A 24,092-nucleotide genomic window follows, 5' to 3' on the forward strand; every position below is an offset into this window, starting at 1 on the left:
TCCGTCATTCTGGTATAAGCCATTTTTTCTGAATCATTATAGCATGACCATTCGCAAGAATCGTATCGATTTGCAAAGCGTCATCAATCAGTAACAGATCAGCACGTTCTCCGGTCGCTACCTGCCCACCCGGAACGCCATATGCATCCGCGACATGTCGCGTGATCGTCGAAATTGCCTGATCAAAATCAACACCATGCTCTACTGCATCGCGCACGGCTTGCATCAAGGAAGATGGTTTTCCTGTATCGATTCGCACTAATCGACCTGCATCATCAAACGCCGGAAGACTTGCACCAGCGTCGCTCGACATCGTGATCTGCTCGGGTGGGATTCCCGCTGCTAGAGCACGGGCAACAGCCTGCCCTGCCGGAATCTCTCCTTCATCAACGAAGCTTTCTGTCGTACACGTCGTGAAATCGATTCGTCCGCCCTGTTTCGCCCAAGCGAGTCCCGCCTCAAAAATCCGTTCACTCCGATTGATATGCGTCGGGAGAAATTGCCCTATTGGAATATCAGTCGTTTCAATCACTTCATGTAATAAATCAAGCCCTTGTTTCCCGTCTCCGATGTGGACGTTCATCGTTCCCGACACGCCTTTGACCATGCCGGCGATTCGAGCCTCTGATGCTAACCGCGCGAGTTCATGGGCAGTCGGCTGTGTCGATCGGTGATCATTGATGGCAATCTCTCCGATGCCAATCACTTCATTGATGAGGACGATATCATGCCCTGTCGAATGTGTCAGGAAGACGGGTGGCACCATGTAACTTCCGCTCAAGAGAAAGGGACGAATACCGGATGCGGCATATCCTCGTATGTGTGCCAGTAGATCAATTCCGGTTCGCGTCCAGCCATCTGTTCCGAGCAATCCGACGACTGTCGTGACACCGCCTTCGAATATGTCACGAACAGTCAACGGAGCCGTTCGTGTCGCAAATCCGCCTTCCCCTCCTCCACCAATTGGATGTAAGTGTCCATCGATGAAACCAGGAACTAGCCGTTTGCCGCGACCATCAATCCGGTGTGTAATCAGTGCTTCATCTATGGTGTAGGAACCGATTCCGATGATCTGATTTCCTGCTATGTAGACATTTTGCGGCATCTGTTGCCACATGACCTGTTCGATAACGATCATCGCTCATTCCTCCTTAAGACAAAAAGCGAGCCTATCGTCCAAGTGACGATATCTCGCTTTTCCTTATTCTGCCTTAGTCCCTTGACCAAGACCTAAATCTTCATTGACGGCATCGAGTGCGAAGACGACAAGTGAAGTGACGACAGACATCGCTGTCGCGAATCCAAAGCTATACGATACTGCATCAACCGCTGATACGATGAACACGGCTGTGTTCACGAGTAAGAATGACCAAAAGAATGTAACGAGAAAACGCATGATTTCCCCTCCGTTTCCATAACGTACTATAGTGTTGTCCTACGATTTGTAGTATACCATTTTTTAATCTAAGCAACAGCCTTTCTCCGTTTTTTTCAAACGCTTTCTTTTCCTTGAAAAACTTCATCAATTCATACAGGCGACTGTCACTTCGTATGCTACAGTAGAACTAACGAAAAGAAAGCGGAGGATTTCATCATGACTCGTCACTTAATTGCTGTCGATCTCGACGGCACCCTTTTAAAGGATGATAAAACGATCAGTGTGGCGAACATCGCTGCGCTTCAACGTGCACGTGCAAACGGTCACGAAGTCGTCATTGCGACAGGACGACCCTTCCGTCACGCTCGAAAATATTACGAACAGCTTGGATTAACGACACCGATCGTTAATTTTAACGGTGGTCTCGTCCATCACCCGCAGAATGTTCATTTTGAAGTCCAGCACCATCCGATTCCACTCAAGACCGTCCAACATATTTTGGAATCCGTCGCTGAAACAAAAACACAAAATATCGTTTGTGAAGTCACGGATCATGTCTATTTTCAATATGATCCTGTCGGTATCTATGAATTTTATACCGATCACGCCTTGTCGGTCACAACGGGAGATTTACGAAAGGTGCTTATGCATGAACCAACGTCACTTTTGATTCATGCGAAAGGAGAACATGTCGATGAGATTCGTTCCGAACTATCCGATGTCCATGCTGAGACAGTACTTAATCGTCAATGGGTGAAACCTGAATTCATGGTCGAAGTGATGCGAAAAGGTACAAGTAAGGCGATCGGTCTTGCTCACATCGCGCATCATCTCGGGATTGATTCCCGACAGATCGTCGCGTTTGGTGATGAGGAAAATGATTTGGAAATGATCGAGTATGCTGGTCATGGTGTTGCAATGGGAAACGCCATCCCTGCCTTAAAACACCTGGCAAATGGCACGACGAAGCGAAACGAGGACGATGGTATCGCGTACTATTTAAAACATGTCTTAGGACTCGCATGAAGAGATACGAAAAGGCACTTGCTGCATATCGCAGAGCAAGTGCCTTTTCATTATCCTTTTCGGAAGTATCCAACGACCGAGTCCGTCGCGACGACGTTGATGAATACTGTCTCGTCCGCTTCCCGACAAATCCGTTCGATATCCCGCAATTCGTGACGCTCAATGACCATCATCAACGTCGCTTTCTCAGCTCGTGAATACGTACCGATCGAAGGAATCTGCGTGATTCCACGAATGATGTGCTGATGCAGAGCCGTCGTGATGTCATCCGCATGATTCGTGACAATAAAAATCGTCAAGCGTTGGTTACTTGTATGAATCTCATCGACGACCTTAGAAGTCACGTAGATGAAGACGATCGTATATAAGGCAGTCGACCAGCCGAACAACGCACCTGCCAATAATGCGATCAAAAAGTTCAACACGAACAGATATAAGCCGACACTGCGATCGGAGAAACGGGCAAAGATGAGGGCGACGATATCAAACCCACCCGTTGAAGCACCGAATTTAATCGTGATACCGGTACCAATCGCAAGCAAGACCCCTCCAAACACTGCATTCAGTGTCTGATCACCTGGTATGACAGCATATTGAGGAATAAGACCAATAAAAATTGTCGTTGCCAGAACCGAAATCAACGTGACGATTGTAAAACTCCGACCTAACATGATCCATGCAAGCACGATCAAAGGTAAGTTCAGCGCTAAGAACCAAACGTTTTCACCAAACGCAAACGCTGTATTTTGAAGGACTTGCGTCAAGATTTGGGCAAGTCCAGTAAATCCAGTCGAATAAACACCACTTGGAATCAAAAACCAGTTCATGGCAACGGCAATGACGAATCCTCCGATCGTAGCCACGATCACTTTTAACATACTTTCCTTTACTACTGCTGTCACATGCCGTTCTCCTCTCATTCATAACTATCTTGAAACACTTTAGCACATTCAAATGTCGTCGGATAGTCAAGATTTCCAAAGATTGATGTTCTTTTTCATGATGGCGTTTTCATTTGTGACAAAGGTGTCCTCTAATTCGTGTTACACAAAAAAAGAACCGACTTGGCATCAGTTCTTTTTCATCGTATTTATACTGTCATCGAAGCAGGCACCGTAATATTTCCTCCTGCCGGAACTTCTACAGTCGTTCCATGAACGTTTAAGCTGAATGCTTCGCCTTCCGTCTGAGTGATTTCGACGGCGTTTGGCTGAACATGGACATGGATATGATGACCGCGCCACTGCATCCGGAACGCATAGCTCGTCCAGCCTTTTGGCAACATCGGCTTAAAGGACAACGTATCGTTCGCTACCCGTAATCCAGCGAATCCATGGACGATCGACATCCAAGATCCAACCATCGACGTGATGTGTAATCCGTCTTCTGTATCATTGTTGTAGTTATCGAGATCAAGTCGTGCCGAACGTTGGTACAATTCAACTGCCTTTTCCTCATAGCCGACTTCCGCTGCAATGATCGAGTAGATACATGGAGATAATGATGATTCGTGAACCGTACGTGGTTCATAGAAATCGAAGTTCGCTTTCTTCTCTTCTAGACTGAAGCGATCCGTCAAGAAGTAGAGACCTTGCAGGACATCTGCCTGTTTAATGAATACAGAGCGAAGGATCCGGTCCCAAGACCAATTCTGGTTCAGCGGAAGATGTTTTGGATCGAGTTCAGCGACCAAAATTTGTTCCTTATCCATGAAGCCATCCTGTTGCATGAAGATACCAGGAGCTGCTTCATCTTTTGGATAATACATCTTCGCGTCGATATCTGCCCACTTCGCCAGTTCCTCATCCGTCAACGCTAATTGATGCATGAGTTCTTGCAAACGTTCTGGTTTTTCTTGTGCTAGATGACGGTGAACGGTCTGTGTATATTCGAGACACCATGCTGCGATCAGATTCGTATACCAGTTGTTGTTCACGTTGTTCTCGTATTCATTTGGTCCCGTCACCCCAAGAATCATGTAGACATCCTTATGCGCCACATAATTGACACGGCTTGCCCAATAACGAGCAATCTCGACTAACACTTCAAATCCGTATTGTCCGAGATACGACGTGTCACCCGTGTAGTTCGTGTAATTATAAATCGCATGCGCGATCGCGCCGTTCCTGTGAATCTCCTCATGCGTAATTTCCCACTCGTTGTGGCACTCTTCTCCATTCATCGTCACCATTGGATAAAGCGCACCCTTCATCCCGACATTCTTATCCGCGTTTTCTTTTGCTTGCGGTAATTGATTATGCCGATATTTGAGTAGGTTCCAAGCCACTTCCGGCTTCGACGTCGCGAGGTAGAAGTTCAAGCAGTACGCTTCTGTATCCCAATACGTCGCACCGCCATACTTTTCGCCCGTGAATCCTTTCGGTCCAATGTTAAGGCGTGAATCTTCGCCTGTGTATGTCTGGAACATATGGAAGATATTAAATCGAATCCCTTGTTGTGCTTCGACATCTCCTTCAATCTTCACGTCTGCTTCTTCCCAGTGATGCAACCACGCTGCTTCATGTGTCGCAAGTAATGTATCAAATCCGGATTCGAAAGCGGTATGAACCCGTTTCATCGCTTGTTCCAGTAATGCGTCGATGTCATAGTCACGATTCGTTACGAGCGCAACGAATTTCTCGACAGTGACACCTTCTCCGACTACTGCTTGTTTCGTAAAACGATTCGCGACATACTGCGTATTGCCGTCAACGACTTCACAACGTGCGCCTTCGACATCCGTGATCATAGCTGCTGTCACATGCCAATCAAGCTTTTTCGTCTTCGACGTGACGTAACCAAAACGCTCTTCGATTCCGTGTTCAACGGGAAGCCAGAACTTCTCATCATAGTTTGAGTCTTCATTCTCAACATCCGCATCGAGATACGATTCAATGATGATCTCTGCTTCGAAATTGACAGGTGTTACCGTATATTGCAAGGCTGCGATTTCTTTATCGACAATCGAGAAGAAACGTTTGGATTCAACTTTTATTTCCTCTTCCCCATGTTTCAACAGCATCGTCCGTGACAACACACCGTGTTGCATATCGAGTTCGCGTTTGAAGTCGACGACTTCCCACGTGTTCAAATCAACTGCTTTTCCATTAACGGATACTTTTAAGCCCATGATATTGACAGCATTGAGTACTTTCGCGAAGTATTCCGGATAACCATTTTTCCACCAACCAACACGTGTCTTATCTGGATAATAAACACCTGCGACATACATGCCTTGATGTGTGTCACCTGTGTACTCTTCTTCAAATGTACCGCGCATTCCCATATGACCGTTTCCGATCGATGTCATCGATTCTGCTAGTCGATTATCTTCTGGATGAAAACCAAGCTCTGTAATTTTCCACTCATTGACCTCAAAAAGTCGTTTCATCGTCAAGTCGCTCCTTTTATGCTAAACATGTCAGCTAGCCTGATCATGTAAGCGTTTCATCTGTACTCTACATTCTTTATTGTACACATAAAAAGCTTCAATGCAATCGTTTGCACGAAAATAAATTTCTTTTTCTGCAACCGCTTCCTTTTACTAGGAATAGATGTCTCTTGCATCAAAAAAAGTCTATGATTAAACCCGTCGGTTTAAACATAGACTTTCGTTTCATGCTTCGGATTTTCCGCCACAAGACTGACGGACGACAAGATAGTGTGGGACAATGACGCGTTTCCCATAAGGCGTCGCATCTTCATTGATTTGTTCAATCAGACAATTCGTTGCTTCAAAGCCAAGTCCAAAGATATTGATTTCGACAGAAGTCAACGGTGGACTTGAGAATTCTGCGATGAACAAGTTATTGAAACTGACGACAGCCATTTGATCTGGTACACTGATGCCCATCTCATTGAGCGTACTCATGACACCAAGTGCCATCATGTCGTCACTGACAACGACAGCGGTCGGTGGGTGTTCAAGTGACATTAGTCGTTTGACTGCTTCAGCCCCTCCTGTCGTCATAAATGGTGCGCTGACAATATAAGACTCTTGAATTGGAATGCCCTCTTCCATGAGAGCCGTCTTGTATCCGCCGACACGCTCTTGCGTCACGGCTAAGTCCTGTGCGCCACCTACGAATGCGATGCACTCGTGTCCGAGTTGATGTAAATACTTCGTTACCTCTCGACCTGCCAGATAATTATCCGTATCGACATACGTGACGTGCGACGAATCACTGAATGGTTTCCCGACGACAACGAACGGGAACTTCGAGTCTTGCAAAAATTGAACGACTTTATCATCCGTTCGGGAATAAAGAACGACGACACCATCGACGCGGCGACCCTGAACCATCGAGACGACACCTTCGTACACCTCTTCTTCCGAGACACCTGTCGTCATATAAAGCGAATATCCATTTTGATGCGCTTTTGTACTAATCCCTCGAATGACTTCCGAAAAGAATGGATTTTGAAGCGTTTTTGTTGCGGCACTCGGCATGACGAGACCAATCGCTTGTGTCGTCCGATTCGCTAGACTGCGCGCATGAACGTTCGGATAGTATCCGAGTTCATCCATCGCCTGTCGTACCCGTTCTTTCGTCTTTTGACTGATACGCGAACTGTTCGCGATGACGCGTGACACCGTCGAGGGTGCGACATTTGCCTCCCGTGCTACATCCTTGATTGTTACCTGCATCCCCTTCACCTCACATTTCCCCTACTTAAGTATTTTATTTCGTTTGACGTTGCATCCGTTTACGGTGAACGAGAAGAAGTATGAGCGCTAAAATTGGAGCGATTGCACCGATTGCGACGATCGACCACCAATTGACTTGTGATTTTTCGATGACGTAGCTATTTGCGCTACTTGCATCGAGCGTGATTTCATACGCGTCACCATCTTGACGCACCAAGTCTGAGAATAAAAGACCTCTCAAACGCTGATCATTACCGATTTCCTTCGCAGATACACGTAAGCTCGTTTTTTTCTCCCCAAGATTAATCGCATAAACGACTTGTTGTTGTTTGGTTTCCCGTGAGTAGACCGCCATATGATCCGTTTTTGCGATCAAGCGTTGCTTCCCTGTGGCAAACGCTGGGTAGTCCTCGCGCATCTCATTCAACGTTTTTACGTACTGTTGCATCTTCTTGTTTTGATCAAATGTCATCATCATCCGGTTTCCGGGATCCTCACCGCCTGGCATCGCTACCTCTGTTCCTTGGTAGACGATTGGCATACCTGGAGCAGCATAGAGTGCAAACAGCGCTAATCGAAGTTGACGCTCCTCTTCTTTTGCGCCACTAATCTTCGCTTCCGTGATGAAACGTTTGACATCATGATTGTCAATGAAAGTTGCAAGTCCTTTAGCATTCGGATTAAACGTAGTATCTCGATTATAAACTGAATCGAGTTCTTCCGCTGAACCATTTTTGCGGGCAAACTGGTCCTTAACCCCATAATAAAACGGGAAATTCGTGACGGAATCAAAGCCTAATTTTGAATAGGAGGCAATTTTTCGCGGATCTCCGTCAAACACTTCAGCCAGTAAGAATAAGTTTGGATGCTTTTCCTTTACTGCAGGAATGAATGTTTTCCAAAATGCGGCTGGCACATGGCGAACCGTATCCAGTCGATAACCGTCTATACCCGTTTCATCGACCCAGTAGTTCGCAACATCAATTAAGTAATTCACAACTTCAGGATTTTCAGTATTGAAGTCTGGTAAATCAAATAACCAATTATTTTCGACTTCCGATGGGTTATTCCAGTTCATGATGGGTTGATTTTTATGGAACCAGTCCGGTTTTTCTTTGACCATTGGGTGATTCGGTCCTAAGTGATTGACGACAAGATCGAGAACGACCTTGATATCTCGGTCATGCGCTTCCTTGACGAGACGCTTGAACTCTTCTTTTGTTCCAAAATGCGGATCAATCTCGTAATAATCATCCGTCCAGTATCCATGATACCCATTTGGACGGTTCTTAAAGATTGGTGTTAACCAAATTGATGTGAAGCCTTTTTTCTTGATGTAATCAAGACGTTTCGTCACCCCTGCTAAATCTCCACCTTGGAAGGCTTTTGGATTCTCAGGATCCGCCTCTCGGTCATTACTCGGGTCTCCGTTCTCGAACCGATCAACCATGATGAAATACATCCGTTCTTTTTCCCAACTTGCTGCTTCCCCGATCATCGGTTGAAGTCCGATAGACAAGAGAAGCGGCAAGAGGAGAAGCATTATGCCTCGTCTCATGCCGCTGATTTCCCCCTTATGATTATCCTTTCGTTCCACCAGCTGTCAAACCAGAAACGAAGAAACGCTGGAATGCGAAGAAAAGAAGAACGATTGGAACTGCTGATAATACGGCACCTGCCGCGAATAACGTAAAGTTGTTGTCGAACTGCTCTGACACCATGTTATACAACCCGACCGCAAGCGTCTGTTTCTCAGGAGAACGCAGCACAAGCGATGCTAAGATGAAATCGTTAAATGGAGCCATGAAGTTGAACAACGCGATGACGGCGACCATCGGCTTTGCGAGCGGTAAGATGATTTGCCAGAAGATTCGTAAGTGACCGGCACCATCCATCCGTGCCGCCTCATCAAGTTCTTTTGGAATCGTATCAAAATATCCTTTGGCAAGATACGTATTCATTGGAATCGCGCCACCTGAATAGAGTAAGATAAGCGCCAGATGCGTATCAAATAATTCTAACATATTAAGCAGGACATAAATCGCAATGATTGCAACGAATTGCGGTACCATCTGCAACACGAGGAATAGGATTAGTGAATTTTTCCGACCGACAAAGCGATAACGTGAAAAAATATATCCTGTTAACGTAATCAAAGCGACAGAGACGACCATCGTGATGACGGCGATCTTAATCGTATTCAAGTACCACATGCCGTAATCCGTTTTTGCTGGATCAAACAAATCGAAATAGTGAATCAATGTCGGATTACTTGGGAAAATATCCGATGTAATGCTTTTCCCTGGGTTCAGTGAGGTACCCACGACCCAAAGAAGTGGATAGACGATAATGATGGAGGCGATCGTCAAAATGAGATATGACAACGCCATATTAATTCGGTTTTGTTTTCTCATATTAGATCATATCCTCATCTTTGAATGATTTTGAACGCTTGAACTGAATGACGGCAATCGTCATGATGAAGAACGACAACACAAGCGTGATGGCTGCTGCGAATCCGTACTGCGGATTTGAGCCGAGCGATAATTTGTAAATCCATGAAATCAAGATATCCGTTCCACCTGCTGATTGTCCCGGTACTGCCGGTCCACCATTGTTGAAGAGATAAATGATATTGAAGTTATTGAAGTTGAACGTATACTGCGTGATTAAGATTGGTGCCGTTGCAAATAGAATCATCGGTAACGTGATTAGGCGGAATTTCTCGCCTGCTGTTGCTCCATCAATCGTCGCCGCTTCATAAAGATCTTCAGGAATCGACTGTAAGATTCCTGTCGTCAGCGTCATGATGTATGGGAATCCTAACCACCACTGAATACCAATCAAGGCAAGCTTCGTATACGTCGGATCCGTCATCCAGTCGAGACCATTCTCAAGACCGATCGCTGGTAACAATGTCGTATTGAAGACACCGAAAGTTTCATTGAACATCGAGCGGAAGATCAAAATCGTGATGAACGCTGGTACTGCCCATGAAAGAATCAAGATCGAACGGAAGAAACGTTTTCCTTTGAGTCCTTTTTGATTCAGCAAGACTGCAAGGCCAATTCCAATTGCGATGACCCCTGTCGTCGAAGCGACGGTCCAGACAAGCGTCCAACCAAGAACGCTCACGAACGTATCACGGAAAATATCGACGGTGAAAATGTTCAGGAAGTTTTGGATGCCGATCCAGTCGACCAGCTTTGCTGGTGGTGAGTTGTTGAATTTGTAGTTCGTAAACGCAATCAAGAATGTAAAGATCAACGGTAAGACGACCGTGAACACTAAAAGTACTAGTGAAGGAATCAACATCGCGTACGGGAACCCGTTATCGCGGAAGTTCCGTAGTTGCATCTTCAAAGAAGGTACTTCGAGGTTCATGTCACGTAACTTACCGATTCGATACGCATCGATAAAGTTCCAGACGTAAATGGCGATACCAAAGACAAGTAAAATCAAGGCAATGATGCCCTCGACCATTAGAAAGATCGAGTGATCCCCCCTTACGCCTGGTACCTCACCGAGTGTAATCAAGCCCCAGATCGCTCCGCGATCGCCAGGACCATTTCCGGCTCCTTTGAAGAACAGTTCAAAGTTAACGAGGAAATATGAAAGTACGACAATAAAAAATGTCGCGCCTTTAAGGAATTGTTTATTGTATAGTTGTCCTACTCCTGGAATGATCGACATCAGCGCCGCAATCTTGCGGTGGTTCGTCTTTTTTTCAGGCGTTGGATTCGTCGGGTGTGGTGTTGCAATCGCAGCCATCGTCCGTTCTCCTTTCCAAAGGTCATGTCTGACCTCAGGCTTCTCTTCCAACCATAAAGATGAGGGGGAATCCAAGATCCCCCTCTCTTTATCTCTTTGTCATGGATTCATGCGTTCCACTTACGCTTATTGATTGTTTGCTTCGATTTGTTGCTTGATTTGTTTGACAGCATCATCTGCTGATTTTTGTGCGTCTTGTTTGTTCGTTGCAACAAGTTGAAGTGCTGCTGCCATCGGCTCCCAAACTTGACCCATTTCAGCGATGTTCGGCATAGGTACACCGTTTTTCGCTTGCGCGAAGACTGCTGCTGCGACTTCATTGTCCTTGATTGTTGCATCTTCTTGAAGTTCAGTGACTGGTGGGATCTCGTTGTATTTCTCGAACATTGCTTTCGCGTTATCTTTACCAGTGAGAGAAGCCAAGAACTTTTCAGCCCACTCAGCATTTTCTGAGTATGCTGAAATTGCGTATGTTTTTACACCAACGAAAGTTTTGATCGGTTCACCGTTTGGAAGTTTTGGAAGTTCCGAAGCTCCAAGGTTGATACCTTTTTCCTTATAACTTGCAACAGCCCATGGTCCGTTCATGACAGCTGCAGCTTTTTTATCACCGAAGAGTTGGTCCATGGCTTGACCACCGCCACCACCGATGAGACCTTTCGGGAAGAGACCCTCTTTATACCATTTACCGATGTAATCCATTCCTTCGACGGCACCTTTATTGTTCAAGCCGATATCTGCTGGATCCAATTTGCCACCATTGTCTTTAAAGACATAACCACCGTATCCACCGATTGGACCGTATGCGAAGTAGAAGTTGTCCCACAGAGCAAGGAATCCGTACTTACCATCTTTTTTCTTTTCAGTAGACAGTTTGTATAAGTCATCCATCGAAGTTGGTGCTTCTTTTAGTTCATCTTTATTGAAAAGGAGGATTGGTGTTTCAATGGCTTTCGGATATCCGTAGACTTTCCCGTCAAACGTTACTGCTGATTTTGCAGTATCGAGGAACGGCTCAAGTGCTTTTTCTCCGTCTTTAAGTTCAGCAATCAACCCTTGATCAACGACTGTACCAATTTGATCGTGAGGAAGAAGCATGATGTCTGGTCCTTTACCTGCTGGTCCATCAAGTGCTACTTTCTTTTGCTGATCCGTCATTTTGACTTCTTTGACTTCGACTTTCACGCCTTCTTTTTCTTCGAACGCTTTAGCTGCCGCTTTTGTCGTTTCAGCTTTGTCTGTATCTTCCCAGACGACGATTTTAGATGGTTTTTTACTGCCTGATTCTGAAGATGAAGAATCAGAATCTGATCCACCGCCACATGCTGCAAGTGCACCCATTGCCATGACAGATACAGAAAGACCTGCTACGAATTTTTTCATTTCCATGATTGAAATTTCCTCCCCAAGTTAACTTATGAATGATACGTTTTAATGCACAACGTTTGCATAAAGGCACAACCATTTTTCCATGATAACAACCAAATGGTTGTAAGCGTTTTATGAAAACGTTTGCATCACCTTTACATTTTTATTATACAATCTAAAATCCTTTTGACAAGACCTTTTAATCAATTATTTTCTTACATTTCAAAAACTTTTTATTTCTGATTTCATTATTTGAATCAAATGCTAGGTTGGATAAGCAAACAAAAAGAAAACGTTTTCATTTTTAGCGTTTGCACAACATGATGCAAACGATTGCATTATACTCTCGACTTTTATCAGGAATCCTTGATTTCATGGGATTGCAATTGACTTTAAGAAAGCGCTTTACTATTCTTAGGTCGAAGACATAATCAATACGATGCAAGCGATTGCGTTAAGGAGTGACTGCCATGTTCAAAGAAGCTGTGTTTCACCGTGCGATGTCTCCCTTCGTCTATAAGTATGACGAGCGAACGATCCACATCCGTTTACAAACAAAAAAAAATGACGTTGATCGCGTCGATTTGATTTGGGGCGATCCGTATGATTGGCATACTGAAAACCCAGATGCCGCCGACTGGAACTTCGATCCCTCGAAATCAAACTACTGGAATACATTCGAAACGCCGATGAAGCGTAGTGGCTCTGATGAACTATATGATTATTGGTTCATTGATGTCGTTCCACCCTTCCGTCGTCTACGATATGGTTTCCGTCTCCATGACGGTGCGACAAGTCAAGTCTTTACAGAACGTGGATGGTTCGATGAAAAACCACTTGATGACACTGGATATTATTTCTGCGTTCCTTTCCTTAATGCAGTCGACGTATTCACTGCACCAGATTGGGTCCAGGATACGGTTTGGTATCAAATCTTCCCAGACCGCTTTGCAAATGGCGATACGACGAACGATCCGGCTGGTACACTTCCATGGAACAGCACGGCACCAACGACGACGAATCTCTTCGGTGGAGATTTCCAGGGTGTCATCGATCATATCGACTACCTTGTTGAGCTCGGTATTACTGGCATTTACTTCTGTCCGATCTTCTTGGCGAAATCGAATCATAAATACGATACGATTGATTACTTAGAAATTGATCCACAGTTCGGCACTAAAGAAAAATTCAAGGAAATGGTTGATTTGTTACATGCACATGGTATTCGCATCATGCTAGATGCCGTCTTTAATCACGCTGGCTTCCACCATAAAGCCTTTGCTGATATCCGTGAACATGGTAGTCATTCGACATATAAGGAATGGTTCCACTTGCGCGATTTCCCACTCGTGACCGAACCGCTACCGAACTACGATACATTTGCTTTCGTACCTGAGATGCCGAAATTCAATACCGAGAACGATGAAGTAAAGTCATACTTACTCCATGTCGCCCGCTATTGGGTCGAGGAATTCGGAATCGATGGCTGGCGACTCGACGTCGCCAACGAGGTCGATCACGCATTTTGGCGTGATTTCCGTCAAGTCGTCAAGGAAGTCAACCCTGACACGTATATCCTTGGTGAAATTTGGCATGACTCACAGGAATGGTTGCTCGGTGACCAGTTTGACGCCGTCATGAACTATCCATTTACGAATGCCGCTTTGAATTTCTTTGCTTTAGATAAGACTAAAGCAACTTCGTATGCGAACGATATGTCGCATGTATTGTTCTCAAACACGATGAATGTCAATGAAGTGACCTTTAATTTAATCGGTTCACACGATACACCACGTGCGTTGACGCGTGCTGGCAATAACAAACAAAAGCTTCGTCTTCTCTTGTTATCGATGTTGACGTTCTCGGGTAGTCCCGTCATCTATTATGGTGATGAAATCGGTCTCGATGGCGATCAAGATCCAGGCTGTCGGAAATGCATGCCATGGGATCCAGAGGAGCAGGATCAGGAGTTATTCGCCTATACGCGACACTTGTTACAGCTTCGAAAGCAGCATAAGACGCTTGCGAACCAAGGTCACATTTCTTTCGTTCATGCGAATGATGAGACGAATACGATCATCATGCGTCGCATGAGCCCGGAAGGATTGTATTATATCTACTTCAACAATTCAGATGTTCCTGTTTCGCTGACCGCTCCACAAGCTGGTCGAGGACTTGATTTATTGACGAACACGCACCAGCAGACACTTGATGTTTCTCTCCCCGCGTATTCTGGAACGATCGTTCAAGTCTTATAACCACCTAAAAGCCTGTACACCCACCTTCTAAAAAGAAGTTTTGTGTACAGGCTTTTTTCTGTATCCGTTCTCCAAGATAAAAACAAGTTAATGAATGCCATCGAATTAGGGTATAGGGTACAGAAAGGAGAACATCCTCCATGGAAATTTTCTTTTACGCCGGTCTCATCCTCATTGGCTTGTTTACGATCAGTTACTTGAGTGAACGATTCCACGTCCCGAGTATTCTGGCCTTCATCTTGATTGGAATCGTCCTTGGATTTTATTACGATCCTCCTGAAGAACTGAAACTCGGAGGAGAAGCGGGCATCATCGTCCTGTTCTTTTTACTCGGCCTAAAATTTTCAGTGGCGGACTTGCTGATTCAGCTCCGTTCCATTTGGAAAGCAGGAGTCATCGATATTCTACTTTCGTTTGGTGGAACAATCCTGTTGACTTTATCGTTCGGTTTTTCCATCGCCGAATCGTTTTTGATCGGCTGTGTCTTGTATGCGACGAGTTCTTCGATTTCAGCTCGACTGCTCGATCGGGAACCGGATAAACATCAGGATGTGAATCGCTTCGTGCTGTCCTTACTCGTCTTCGAAGATTTGATGGCACCGATCCTACTGACGACGGCCCCGTTCGTTTTAGGGACTGAGACGTTCTCGGTTGCCAAAATCAGCATCATCTTTTTAGGGTTCGCCTTCTTCTTCATTGCTTTAATCATCATGACGTTATTCATCCGAAGACGGAAACGTCTCGTCGATTCACTCTACCGTCATCCTGATGCCGGCATCGGAATCATCGGGTTAATCTTGTTATTTTCCGGTATCGGTATTTTATTCGGATTGTCAGAAGTACTTGGCGCCTTTATCATCGGTATTCTGTTAACCGAACTGGATGAGACGCGTTATCTTAGACGACTAGTCACTCCGTTTCAAGACTTATTATTACCATTGTTCTTTATCACGTTCGGAATGTCATTCGAGTTGACTGACGGATTACCGATTGATCTATTTTTCTTCGCTCTTGTCATTTGGGGAGTCGTCTCTAAATTCTTAGTCGGTTACCTCGGCGGAAGGTCCTTTGGTTTATCGAATTATCATGCGATCGAATCTGGCTTCTGTCTTGGTCCACGTGGTGAATTTTCGATACTTTTCATCACGCTCGCTAGTGGTGCATTCGTGACATTGACTGGGATATACATTTTTGTTTCTGCTTTTCTTGGAATTTTACTATTCCGTATCTCTACAGGATTGACGAACCGTACACATGCGACTGCACGAAAAATCAAAAAGAAATTGAAATAAAAAAGACGTCGGCGCATAGTGCGTTTCCGACGTCTTTCTTCTATAGATAACCTCGATTCATCGTCCGACAAAAACAGGGCGTTTTTTTTCGATGAAGGACTCAACCGCGTGACGGTGATCTTCTGTTTTTCCAGCACATGACTGGTAGATGATTTCTTGAGCGAGCATTTCCTCCAAATTATTTTCATAACTCGCTGCTTGCAGCTGCTTAATGTACCCGATCACTTTCGTCGGACGATTCGCTAGCTGACGAGCAAAAGCTGTGACCTCTTCTCCAAATTTCTCTGATTCAATGCTTCGCGTCGCAAGGTTGAGCGTAACGGCTTCGTCTGCTGAAATCGTATCACCGAGTAACGCAAGCTCCGTTGCTTTTGCTGCACCGATCAGTCGAGGTAAGAAATACGGGGCACCCGCATCCGGAACAAGACCGATATTAATGAATCCGAGTGACAATTTCGCTTCCGCGTGGACAAGCCGAAAATCGCAGGCGAGTGTCATTGATAAACCGGCACCTGCTGCTACACCATTGATAGCAGCAATCGTCGGTTTTTTCGATTTAGCGATTGCCCGAACGACAGGATGGTAATACTGCTTTAGATATTCACCATGGTCGAGCTCAGGAGAGACAGTTTTTAAATCTTGTCCTGCGCAAAAACCGCGTCCTTCACCAGTCAAGACGATGACTCGTACTTCTTCATCTTGATTTGCTTCTTCTAAAGCGTCTGCGAGTTCTTCTAATAAATTCGAGGTTAATGCATTCAATTGTTTCGGTCGAGCGAGCGTTAACGTCGCAATCTGATCCTTGACGACATAATTCAGTTCTCGTTTCATCGGATTCCCCTACCTTTTAAAAATGAATGATTGTTCATTATGATGTATTCGTGATATTTTATGAAAATCCTTTTAAATCTCTATTTTTTCGATGAAAGACAAAAAACCCTCTTTCATTATGAAAATTGAAGGCGTATAGTTTCAAAAAGATAAAGAAACACTATTCGTTTTATGAAACAAAGGGGATTTATTTTATGAAAACAGTCAAGCAACCAAGCTTATTCCACATTACGTGGCCATTATTCATTGAAATCGCACTGCATATGAGTCTCGGAATCATTGCAACGTTGATTTTAAGTTATTACTCGGATAGCGCTGCTGCGGCAGTCGGCGTATCCAATCAAATTTTGAATATCTTCATCATTTTATTCAATATCACATCGGTTGGTGCAACGATCATCATTGGTCAGTATCTTGGTGCAAGAAAGACACAAAATGCTCGCCAAACTGCTCGATCCGCTTTTGCAATTAACTTGTATACCGGTCTCATCGTTTCTCTGACCGTCGTCTTGTTCGGAAGACAACTTCTTGGATTTTTCTCATTAGAAGGAGAGACCCTCGTTTATGGCGAAACGTTCATTAAGATCGTTGGTTTGTTCCTTTTCTTAGAAGCCATCTCACTGACACTGGGTGCGATTCTTCGGAGTCATGGATTCACTAAAAATGCTATGTACGTCACGCTACTCATGAATTTCGTTAGTGCTTTTGGTAACGTCATCGCTGTTCTTGGACTCTTCGGCATTCCCGTTCTCGGTGTTGCTGGTGTCGCTTGGTCGATCGTCATCGCCCGGACAATCGCTGTCCTTGTGTTGTTCTTTGTCGTTTACCGCAAACTTTCTTTACGTTTTACAGTAAAAGACTTGATTCATTTCAATCGTGAGGATGTGAAACGAATCATGAACATCGGAATCCCATCTGCTGGTGAAGGGATCTCGTATCAATTCTCACAACTCATCATCACAGGATTCATCGCAACGATTGGTGAAGCAGCGTTGTCTGCTCGTGTTTATGTATCAAACATCACGATGCTTTGTTTCCTATTTACGCTTGCCATCGCTCAAGGAACTCAATTACTCGTCGCACGCCAAGTTGGTGCTCAACAATTTGAACAAGCATACGGACGTGCTGTGAAAACATTGAAGATCGCTGTTTTCGCAAGCTTCATCTCAGCTGTCGCTCTTGCTTCATTCGGTTCATCGATTCTATCAGCGTTCACATCGAGTCCCGAAATCATTGCAATCGGTATCCCACTACTCTGGGCAAGCGTCATTCTTGAACCAGGTCGCGCGATGAACATCGTGCTCATGGGAACTCTTAAATCGGCAGGAGATGTTCGTTTCCCTGTCGCCATCGGTATTCTATCGATGTGGGGAATCGCGGTCGTCCTAAGTTATACGCTTGGTCTTGGTTTCGGTCTCGGTTTACTTGGAATCTGGATTGCCTTCTCTGCTGACGAATGGTTCCGTGGCATTTTCGCCATGAAACGTTGGCACGGACGGAAATGGGTCCAATACTCACTCGTCAAAGGAGAAACACATGAGCAAAACGAACGTCGAGAGGCTTCTGAAGCAGTCTAAGATTGACTTTGAATCCCTCACTTATCCTGTTGATCTTGATGATTTATCTGCTGAAGCCGTCGCTAGAAAGATTAATTACCCCCTTTCGACCATTTTTAAAACCCTTGTTTTGAAAATGGTCGAAAATAAATATGTCTTCGTCGTCATTTCGGGGGAAGAAGAACTCTCTCTAAAGGCAGCGGCTAAAGCATTGCATTCGAAAAAAGTCGCGCTTGTTCCGATGAAGGAGTTAGAATTCCTGACTGGCTATATTCGAGGTGGTGTCTCTGCCATCGGTGCTAAGAAGAATTTTCCGGTTCTTTTATCGGATCGTGCTATCCATGAACCATTCATCATCATATCCGCTGGAAAACGTGGACATCAAGTTCGATTGAATCCTCATGATTTTTTATCTTTCACTCAGGGGATTCTCTTTACGAACGGCTGAATTCCATCTCCTAATTATGGTATGATGAGTAGTATCGATGAAGTGGCAGGAGGAATCATTTTGTGGAAAGATCGTGTTCGTAATTCAATACCCAACCTATTTACGTTCGGAAATCTGTATTGTGGTTTTTTAGCCATCGTCATGGCAGCAAAAGGTGATTTTCAAAATGCCACCTTACTAATCGTCATCGCGATGATGCTTGATAGTCTGGACGGACGTCTTGCTCGGATGCTTGGTGTAGCAGGCGACTTCGGAAAAGAACTGGACTCATTAGCAGATATCGTGACATTCGGTGTCGCACCTGCAATGATGGCCTACTATACGTATTTCTATGAATTCGGAGAAGTTGGTTTACTAATCTCTGCTCTGTTCCCGTTGTTCGGCGCATTCCGTCTTGCCCGGTTTAATTTATCGGCAACGAATGTAGCATCTGCTTATTTTTCAGGTGTACCGATTACAGCGGCAGGTGGTATTTTGGCTGTCGTCACGTTGTTTAGCGGACGAATGAACGACTTGATGGTCCCACTTGTCTTCACAGGTCTTGCCTTCTTGATGGTCAGTCGTGTCAAGATTCCAAGCTTTAAAGACATTCCCGTTCCGCGCCATACGTTCGTCATCACCTTTACGTTGCTGTACGTGACGTATGTCATGATTGCGCGTAGCAATGAGTGGTCGACGTTTTGGTTCGTTGCTGTTCCGTTGTATATCGCGTTTCTCCTTTTCTCATTTATCAAAAAGAAGAAGCAAAAACAACATTCAAACGGATGATGATAGGAAGTGGTTCGGTTTCTCTTGCGAGAAGCCGGACCACTTTTTTTATAAGACCGCTTCTCCCTCGCTCGTTTTCAAGATATATGGGTATACTTATGACAGAAGCTATTTTGGAAATGGAGGAATGTCACGCATGGAGCAGTTTCATAAACGTCTTTGGATTTTCTTTTCGATTTGGTTCGCCATTGGCTTGATCTTAGTCGGTTTTTCGTTACTTCCCCCTTGGCTCGAGTGGGCCAATGCCGTCTTTTTATTCGCTTCCGGCTTATACGCAGCTCTCTATTTTTGGCATGTCTTACCGAAGGGACGTCTTGTCATCCCCTTCATCTTTTTTGGTTCGATCATCATTGAGTCGATTGGGGTCCATACCGGTTGGCCGTTCGGAACATATCGTTACGAGTCGGATTTCGGTGTCCAGTTATTAGGTGTGCCGATTACGATTGGGGCTGCATGGTTGTCGGTCATGGGTGCGAGTCTCGCTTTCTCCCGTTTGTTCTCATTTCGCTATAGTACACTGATTCTCGTTCCATTGTTTGCCGTTTGGCTCGATTTAGCGATCGATCCTGTTGCTGCTAACGTGAAATCGTATTGGCTTTGGCAAGACGGTGGCTGGTATTACGATATTCCGACACAGAATTTCTTCGGGTGGTATGGAACGGCGCTCGTCTTTTCCTTTTTCATCAATCGCTATCAAGTCAAAGCGACGGATGCCGCACTCGAACAAAACAATCAGTATCTCTTTTTGATGTTGCACACTTTATTCGGTGTAACAGCAGGAGTTGCTGGTCTCTATGGCGTCACTTTGGTCAGCTTAAGTGCGTTCATCGTCTATTTCATTGTGAAACGAGGGGTTATCGTTGAAAGAAGCAAACAAAAGCAAATTAGCTGAATCCGTATTTCATACGTATGTCGATCATGCTTTGATTCAGCGTCATTTTCACCGTGTTTTATACCGCGCAGACGATTTACCCGTCCCAGGACTCATGCTTGCTACGCATAGTTCTTGGTGGGATGGCATGATTCTCTTTCATTTAGATCAAACCTGTTTCCGTCATGATCCCTATGTCATGATTGACCAGGCAGGACTCGCCCGTTTTCCATTCTTCTCCCGTCTCGGAGCTTTCTCTGTCGACCGGACATCGTTCTCTGATATCAAGACAAGCCTTCAATATGCAAAAGCACGACTCCAAAACGGCAGCAGCGTCTGGATGTTTCCTCAAGGGGAGGAACGGCATCAAGAAGAACGACCGATGCACTTAGCAAGTGGAGCAACGCAATTAATGCGTCATGCGAATACCGTGTCTCTCGTCGCCTTCTACTATTCGTACGGACATGAACAGCAACCGGATGTCTATGTAAGGACGCGTCGCTTTTATCCATTGTCTGACGAACGATCCAGTTTCCAAGTAAAACGTCTGACAGTAGAGCTAACAGCATTATATGACGACATACGAGCAGATGCGATGGCAGAGCGTGTTGATTTGTATCGCTGTATCTCAAAACGAAGGGAACCACTCCCTGCGCGAACGGAGCGCTGGTTACGGGCACTTCGGTCATGAGTTGGTTCTTTTTTTTCCTCGCTCTAGCTGTCTGTCTCTACACATGGGTCAATTTAGCTTTTTTACCTCGATTAACGGATGCCGTTCAACCAGATAGTCTAGCAATCTGCATCCCGTTACGTAACGAGGAGCGCAATGTACGAAAATTATTAGACGCACTGGAACCCGCTTTGACATCAGGTATGCACGTCTACTTATATGAAGATCGTTCGACCGATCGGACGCGTGAGTTATTGCTCGATCGGATTGGTCAAGACAATCGTTTTACGGTGATTGATGGTCTTCCCTTACCAGTAGGCTGGGCAGGAAAGGTCCATGCGTGTCATCAACTCGCGAGACGAACGACAGAGGACTATCTATTATTTCTCGATGCTGATGTGACACTGACACCTGATGCAATTTGTCGCTTATACGGAACGTTACGAACAGAACGAGCCGTTTTCCTTTCTGGTTTTCCGTCATTTCCTGTACCGACGTTTCTCGGGAAATGTTTGATTCCGATACAACATGTTCTTATCGCACAGCATCTTCCGATTCCGTTTCGCAAGGTGAAACATCCGGCTTTTGCCGCTGCGAACGGAATGGTCGTCCTCGTCGAACGACATGCTTACGAACAAGTCGGTGGACATGACAGCATTCGAACGGCCCTTGTAGACGACCTAGAGCTTTGTCGTACATTTAAACGACATGGATGGACAACGACACTTGTCGAAGTCGCCCCAGTTGTTTCTTGCGACATGTACGCCACGAATGAAGAGGTCTGGCAAGGTTTTCTAAAGAATGTCTTTCGTGGGATGAACGATTCCTACGTCGTCGGATCATACTTTCTACTCTTTTACTTGATTCAAGCAAGTGTCCTACCTTATCTCATCCTTCACCCATCCTGGCAGATGGGTGGCGCACTGATTCTTCTTTACTCAGCAAGATTCCGAATCGATCGTGCGGCACAAATCCGACATGTTTGGTGGCTTCATCCACTGGCGGTACTCCTTTATGTCATCTTGCTAGCCAGTGCGATGATTCGAAGCTTTAGGAAACGGGAAATCACATGGAAGGGTCGAACCTATTCATAAGGAGGAATCAATAGTATGAAACATATAGCTGTCATCGGAGCCGGTCTTGGTGGACTCAGCGCCGCCATTTCATTAGCGGCAAAAGGGTTTCGTGTCACTGTCGTCGAGCGTAATGCACATATTGGCGGCAAGATGATGCCGATCGTCACAGAAGGACATCGCTTCGACTTCGGACCGAATACGATCACAATGCCGGAAGTCTTTCAGTCTGTCATTCTCGAGTCCGGAGCAGATCCCGATGAATACTTTACATTTACGAAACTCGAGCGCCATACGATCAATCACTTTTCAGACGGACGCACGTTAACCTTTTCGTCTGGGCGAGAAGCGATGCGAACAGAAGTAGATCGTTTCACGAACGGTCAGTTGGCGAAAAACGATATTACCGGTTACCAAGAGGAAGTCGCGAAGTTGCATACGATCGCCAAACGACAATTTTTCACAAATATCGATTCATATGTCCGCCCTTCCCTTTGGCGTGACATGCTAAAAGTGCATCCCTTTCAAAGTCTCCATGGACTGCATAAACACTACTTTAAGGATAAAGAGTTAATTCAGGCACTTGATCGTTATGCAACATATATCGGGAGCAGTCCGTATCAAACACCTGCTACCTTCAGTTTAATCGCTCATTTAGAACTAAATGACGGCGTCTACTTCACGAATGGCGGCAATACAGCAATCGCAGAAGGATTCGCTCGACGTGCAAAAGAACTCGGTGTCGTCTTCCGGCTTGGAGATGAGGTGACCCAGATCGAAGTCGTCGACGGACAAGCAACGGAAATCGAATTGAATCATTTAGAGTATCTACCCGTCGACTTCGTCGTCATGAACGGTGATTTATTGACACAATATCCACGTCTGATCTCAGAAACCGCACGACCTGATTTTAAAAATCCGACGCCTGCTCAAGTCGAACCGTCCATTTCTGCCTATGTCCGTTGCATCGGTCTCTCACGGCGAATCGAAGGACTGGCTCATCATAACGTCTTCTTCTCTTCAGATTACGAAGCAGAGTTCAAAGCACTTTTTGATGAAAAACGTTATGCGGAGGAACCGACGATCTATATCTCCAATTCTTCCGTCACAGCCCCAGAAATGGGACAAGCGGGTGACAATCTGTTTGTACTCGTCAACGCGCCTGCGACAGATACTGGACATGCGATTGATTTTGATACGTATGATCAACTGATCAATCAACGGTTGCAGTCGTTTGGAATTGATATTTCATCAGATGTCGTCTACGAACAACGGGTCACACCACAGGATATCGAACAAACCTTCTTTGCTTATCACGGCTCGTTGTATGGCTTGTCATCCAATGGCATCCGGTCGTCTTTCCTCCGTCCGAGCAACCGTTCAAAGAATGTTCACAATTTGTTTTTTGCCGGTGGATCAACGCATCCTGGTGGTGGTAGTCCAATGGTTACGCTTTCAGGAAAACTAGCAAGTGAACGAATCGTCTCTGCTGTCGCCGCTACCCTGTGAACGTTATGTGAATTGCATATCAATCACTTGTACGGACAACTAAGATTTGATACGATTACTTCGAGTTCAAGAGGTAGTGATTGACCCCACATCCTCAATCAAGCGCAAGGTGACTTCCCCGAGTCAAGAGCGTTGAAGAACTTACTTTTTCTAACCAGCGAAATCAAATGGGACCCACCCATTTCATCACGTGACTCATCGTGTGTCCATTCGCATGACTTACGACGTTCCCCCTTAGATCGTCTCATCCGAATGGTCCACAGATAGCTCGATAAAGAAAAGACCATCCCCGTGGTCGAAACAGACCTATCTCGTAGTCCAGATGTTCGCTCTGGTGTAGAAGTAATCTGAGACTCCCCGGTCTCAGACCATAGAAAAAAGACCTTGGTCCCCGCCAAGGTCTTTTTTCTATGGTCTTGTATTAAATCGTTGCGAGCAACTTCATCTTTTGCCAACGGCTGACGTACGCCCGCTTCGTAAAGACGTCGTAATGATTATCCCGTGCCGCATCGAGAATACCACGGTATAAGAAGGCAGCTGCCTTTAAAGCGCGTCTGCTCTCCCGCGGATACCGATCAAACGATGGAATCGCCGCATCATACAGATGCTCTGCTCGAAGTGCAAC

General features: G+C 45.3%; 21 protein-coding genes. 10 read left to right on the plus strand and 11 right to left on the minus strand.

The annotated features are described in order from the left end of the window. Positions 1-4: 4 nt before the first annotated feature. Complete coding sequence (gene iadA, locus B2751_RS05935) at positions 5-1,138, minus strand: beta-aspartyl-peptidase (protein WP_290748714.1); 1,134 nt, start codon at positions 1,136-1,138, stop codon at positions 5-7. Between the two features lie 63 nt (positions 1,139-1,201). Then, positions 1,202-1,396 carry a YjzD family protein gene (locus B2751_RS05940; RefSeq protein ID WP_035409317.1) on the minus strand — a complete coding sequence of 65 codons (195 nt, stop codon included), beginning with the start codon at positions 1,394-1,396 and terminating at the stop codon, positions 1,202-1,204. Positions 1,397-1,594: 198 nt separating this feature from the next. Here B2751_RS05940 and B2751_RS05945 point away from each other — a divergent pair, with 198 nt between their 5' ends. Further along, positions 1,595-2,404 carry a Cof-type HAD-IIB family hydrolase gene (locus B2751_RS05945; protein WP_035409319.1) on the plus strand — a complete coding sequence of 270 codons (810 nt, stop codon included), beginning with the start codon at positions 1,595-1,597 and terminating at the stop codon, positions 2,402-2,404. A gap of 50 nt (positions 2,405-2,454) precedes the next feature. Here the strand turns inward: B2751_RS05945 and B2751_RS05950 are convergent, their stop codons facing one another. The 7 genes from B2751_RS05950 to B2751_RS05980 form a co-directional block, all read right to left on the minus strand. After that, positions 2,455-3,306, minus strand: a complete 852-nt coding sequence (locus B2751_RS05950; RefSeq protein WP_035409321.1) for a YitT family protein — start codon at positions 3,304-3,306, stop codon at positions 2,455-2,457. 188 nt (positions 3,307-3,494) lie between these two features. Beyond that, positions 3,495-5,795, minus strand: a complete 2,301-nt coding sequence (locus B2751_RS05955; RefSeq protein ID WP_290773502.1) for a glycoside hydrolase family 65 protein — start codon at positions 5,793-5,795, stop codon at positions 3,495-3,497. A 225-nt stretch (positions 5,796-6,020) separates the two neighbouring features. Continuing rightward, the gene (locus tag B2751_RS05960; RefSeq protein ID WP_056061891.1) at positions 6,021-7,052 is read right to left on the minus strand and encodes a LacI family DNA-binding transcriptional regulator; all 1,032 of its coding nucleotides are present in this window, start codon (positions 7,050-7,052) and stop codon (positions 6,021-6,023) included. Between the two features lie 34 nt (positions 7,053-7,086). Then, positions 7,087-8,610, minus strand: coding sequence for an alpha-amylase family glycosyl hydrolase (locus tag B2751_RS05965; protein WP_035409325.1), 1,524 nt, complete (start codon positions 8,608-8,610; stop codon positions 7,087-7,089). 22 nt (positions 8,611-8,632) lie between these two features. Further along, the gene (locus B2751_RS05970; RefSeq protein ID WP_035409327.1) at positions 8,633-9,466 is read right to left on the minus strand and encodes a sugar ABC transporter permease; all 834 of its coding nucleotides are present in this window, start codon (positions 9,464-9,466) and stop codon (positions 8,633-8,635) included. A gap of 1 nt (position 9,467) precedes the next feature. Continuing rightward, a complete protein-coding gene (locus tag B2751_RS05975) occupies positions 9,468-10,823 on the minus strand; it encodes a carbohydrate ABC transporter permease (protein WP_035409329.1) in 1,356 nt (451 codons plus the stop codon). 126 nt (positions 10,824-10,949) lie between these two features. Next, positions 10,950-12,206, minus strand: a complete 1,257-nt coding sequence (locus B2751_RS05980; RefSeq protein ID WP_035409778.1) for an extracellular solute-binding protein — start codon at positions 12,204-12,206, stop codon at positions 10,950-10,952. A 455-nt stretch (positions 12,207-12,661) separates the two neighbouring features. Between B2751_RS05980 and B2751_RS05985 the strand changes: the two genes are divergently transcribed. Further along, positions 12,662-14,449, plus strand: coding sequence for a glycoside hydrolase family 13 protein (locus B2751_RS05985; protein WP_290773507.1), 1,788 nt, complete (start codon positions 12,662-12,664; stop codon positions 14,447-14,449). Positions 14,450-14,589: 140 nt separating this feature from the next. Further along, entirely contained in the window at positions 14,590-15,741 is a 1,152-nt protein-coding gene (locus tag B2751_RS05990) for a cation:proton antiporter (RefSeq protein WP_290748694.1), read from the plus strand. A gap of 57 nt (positions 15,742-15,798) precedes the next feature. Here the strand turns inward: B2751_RS05990 and B2751_RS05995 are convergent, their stop codons facing one another. Then, positions 15,799-16,572, minus strand: coding sequence for an enoyl-CoA hydratase/isomerase family protein (locus tag B2751_RS05995; protein WP_290773510.1), 774 nt, complete (start codon positions 16,570-16,572; stop codon positions 15,799-15,801). A gap of 194 nt (positions 16,573-16,766) precedes the next feature. On the opposite strand from B2751_RS05995, the gene B2751_RS06000 reads away from it, so the two are divergent. From B2751_RS06000 to B2751_RS06030, 7 genes are all read left to right on the plus strand, one after another. Beyond that, complete coding sequence (locus B2751_RS06000) at positions 16,767-18,149, plus strand: MATE family efflux transporter (RefSeq protein ID WP_035398439.1); 1,383 nt, start codon at positions 16,767-16,769, stop codon at positions 18,147-18,149. Beyond that, complete coding sequence (locus B2751_RS06005; protein ID WP_035409337.1) at positions 18,109-18,576, plus strand: aminoacyl-tRNA deacylase; 468 nt, start codon at positions 18,109-18,111, stop codon at positions 18,574-18,576. Before B2751_RS06000 ends, B2751_RS06005 begins: the two co-directional genes overlap by 41 nt. A 21-nt stretch (positions 18,577-18,597) precedes the next feature. Further along, complete coding sequence (gene pssA / locus B2751_RS06010; RefSeq protein WP_174316042.1) at positions 18,598-19,344, plus strand: CDP-diacylglycerol--serine O-phosphatidyltransferase; 747 nt, start codon at positions 18,598-18,600, stop codon at positions 19,342-19,344. A 136-nt stretch (positions 19,345-19,480) separates the two neighbouring features. Beyond that, complete coding sequence (locus B2751_RS06015) at positions 19,481-20,236, plus strand: carotenoid biosynthesis protein (RefSeq protein WP_035409339.1); 756 nt, start codon at positions 19,481-19,483, stop codon at positions 20,234-20,236. Further along, entirely contained in the window at positions 20,205-20,906 is a 702-nt protein-coding gene (locus B2751_RS06020; RefSeq protein WP_290773513.1) for a lysophospholipid acyltransferase family protein, read from the plus strand. Before B2751_RS06015 ends, B2751_RS06020 begins: the two co-directional genes overlap by 32 nt. Then, positions 20,903-21,979, plus strand: coding sequence for a glycosyltransferase (locus tag B2751_RS06025; protein ID WP_290773516.1), 1,077 nt, complete (start codon positions 20,903-20,905; stop codon positions 21,977-21,979). The genes B2751_RS06020 and B2751_RS06025 overlap by 4 nt, the downstream gene beginning before the upstream one ends. Positions 21,980-21,994: 15 nt before the next feature. Continuing rightward, positions 21,995-23,467: a phytoene desaturase family protein gene (locus B2751_RS06030; protein WP_035409346.1), complete on the plus strand. Its 1,473-nt coding sequence runs from the start codon at positions 21,995-21,997 to the stop codon at positions 23,465-23,467. A 421-nt stretch (positions 23,468-23,888) separates the two neighbouring features. Here the strand turns inward: B2751_RS06030 and B2751_RS06035 are convergent. Continuing rightward, on the minus strand, positions 23,889-24,092 hold a 204-nt coding region (locus tag B2751_RS06035), incomplete at its 5' end, for a squalene/phytoene synthase family protein (protein WP_290773519.1).

The sequence above is a fragment of the Exiguobacterium sp. UBA6282 genome, assembly GCF_002440475.1.
Taxonomy (GTDB): domain Bacteria; phylum Bacillota; class Bacilli; order Exiguobacteriales; family Exiguobacteriaceae; genus Exiguobacterium_A.

Coding starts and splice junctions, on each gene's coding strand:
- B2751_RS05955 (WP_290773502.1), bottom strand. CDS start 5,795: ATGAAACGACTTTTTGAGGTCAATGAGTGGAAAATTACAGAGCTTGGT.
- B2751_RS05945 (WP_035409319.1), top strand. CDS start 1,595: ATGACTCGTCACTTAATTGCTGTCGATCTCGACGGCACCCTTTTAAAG.
- pssA (WP_174316042.1), top strand. CDS start 18,598: ATGATGAGTAGTATCGATGAAGTGGCAGGAGGAATCATTTTGTGGAAA.
- B2751_RS06005 (WP_035409337.1), top strand. CDS start 18,109: ATGAGCAAAACGAACGTCGAGAGGCTTCTGAAGCAGTCTAAGATTGAC.
- B2751_RS06015 (WP_035409339.1), top strand. CDS start 19,481: ATGGAGCAGTTTCATAAACGTCTTTGGATTTTCTTTTCGATTTGGTTC.
- B2751_RS05975 (WP_035409329.1), bottom strand. CDS start 10,823: ATGGCTGCGATTGCAACACCACACCCGACGAATCCAACGCCTGAAAAA.
- iadA (WP_290748714.1), bottom strand. CDS start 1,138: ATGATCGTTATCGAACAGGTCATGTGGCAACAGATGCCGCAAAATGTC.
- B2751_RS05960 (WP_056061891.1), bottom strand. CDS start 7,052: ATGCAGGTAACAATCAAGGATGTAGCACGGGAGGCAAATGTCGCACCC.
- B2751_RS06000 (WP_035398439.1), top strand. CDS start 16,767: ATGAAAACAGTCAAGCAACCAAGCTTATTCCACATTACGTGGCCATTA.
- B2751_RS05980 (WP_035409778.1), bottom strand. CDS start 12,206: ATGAAAAAATTCGTAGCAGGTCTTTCTGTATCTGTCATGGCAATGGGT.
- B2751_RS05995 (WP_290773510.1), bottom strand. CDS start 16,572: ATGAAACGAGAACTGAATTATGTCGTCAAGGATCAGATTGCGACGTTA.
- B2751_RS06030 (WP_035409346.1), top strand. CDS start 21,995: ATGAAACATATAGCTGTCATCGGAGCCGGTCTTGGTGGACTCAGCGCC.
- B2751_RS05965 (WP_035409325.1), bottom strand. CDS start 8,610: ATGAGACGAGGCATAATGCTTCTCCTCTTGCCGCTTCTCTTGTCTATC.
- B2751_RS06025 (WP_290773516.1), top strand. CDS start 20,903: ATGAGTTGGTTCTTTTTTTTCCTCGCTCTAGCTGTCTGTCTCTACACA.
- B2751_RS05985 (WP_290773507.1), top strand. CDS start 12,662: ATGTTCAAAGAAGCTGTGTTTCACCGTGCGATGTCTCCCTTCGTCTAT.
- B2751_RS05940 (WP_035409317.1), bottom strand. CDS start 1,396: ATGCGTTTTCTCGTTACATTCTTTTGGTCATTCTTACTCGTGAACACA.
- B2751_RS05970 (WP_035409327.1), bottom strand. CDS start 9,466: ATGAGAAAACAAAACCGAATTAATATGGCGTTGTCATATCTCATTTTG.
- B2751_RS05990 (WP_290748694.1), top strand. CDS start 14,590: ATGGAAATTTTCTTTTACGCCGGTCTCATCCTCATTGGCTTGTTTACG.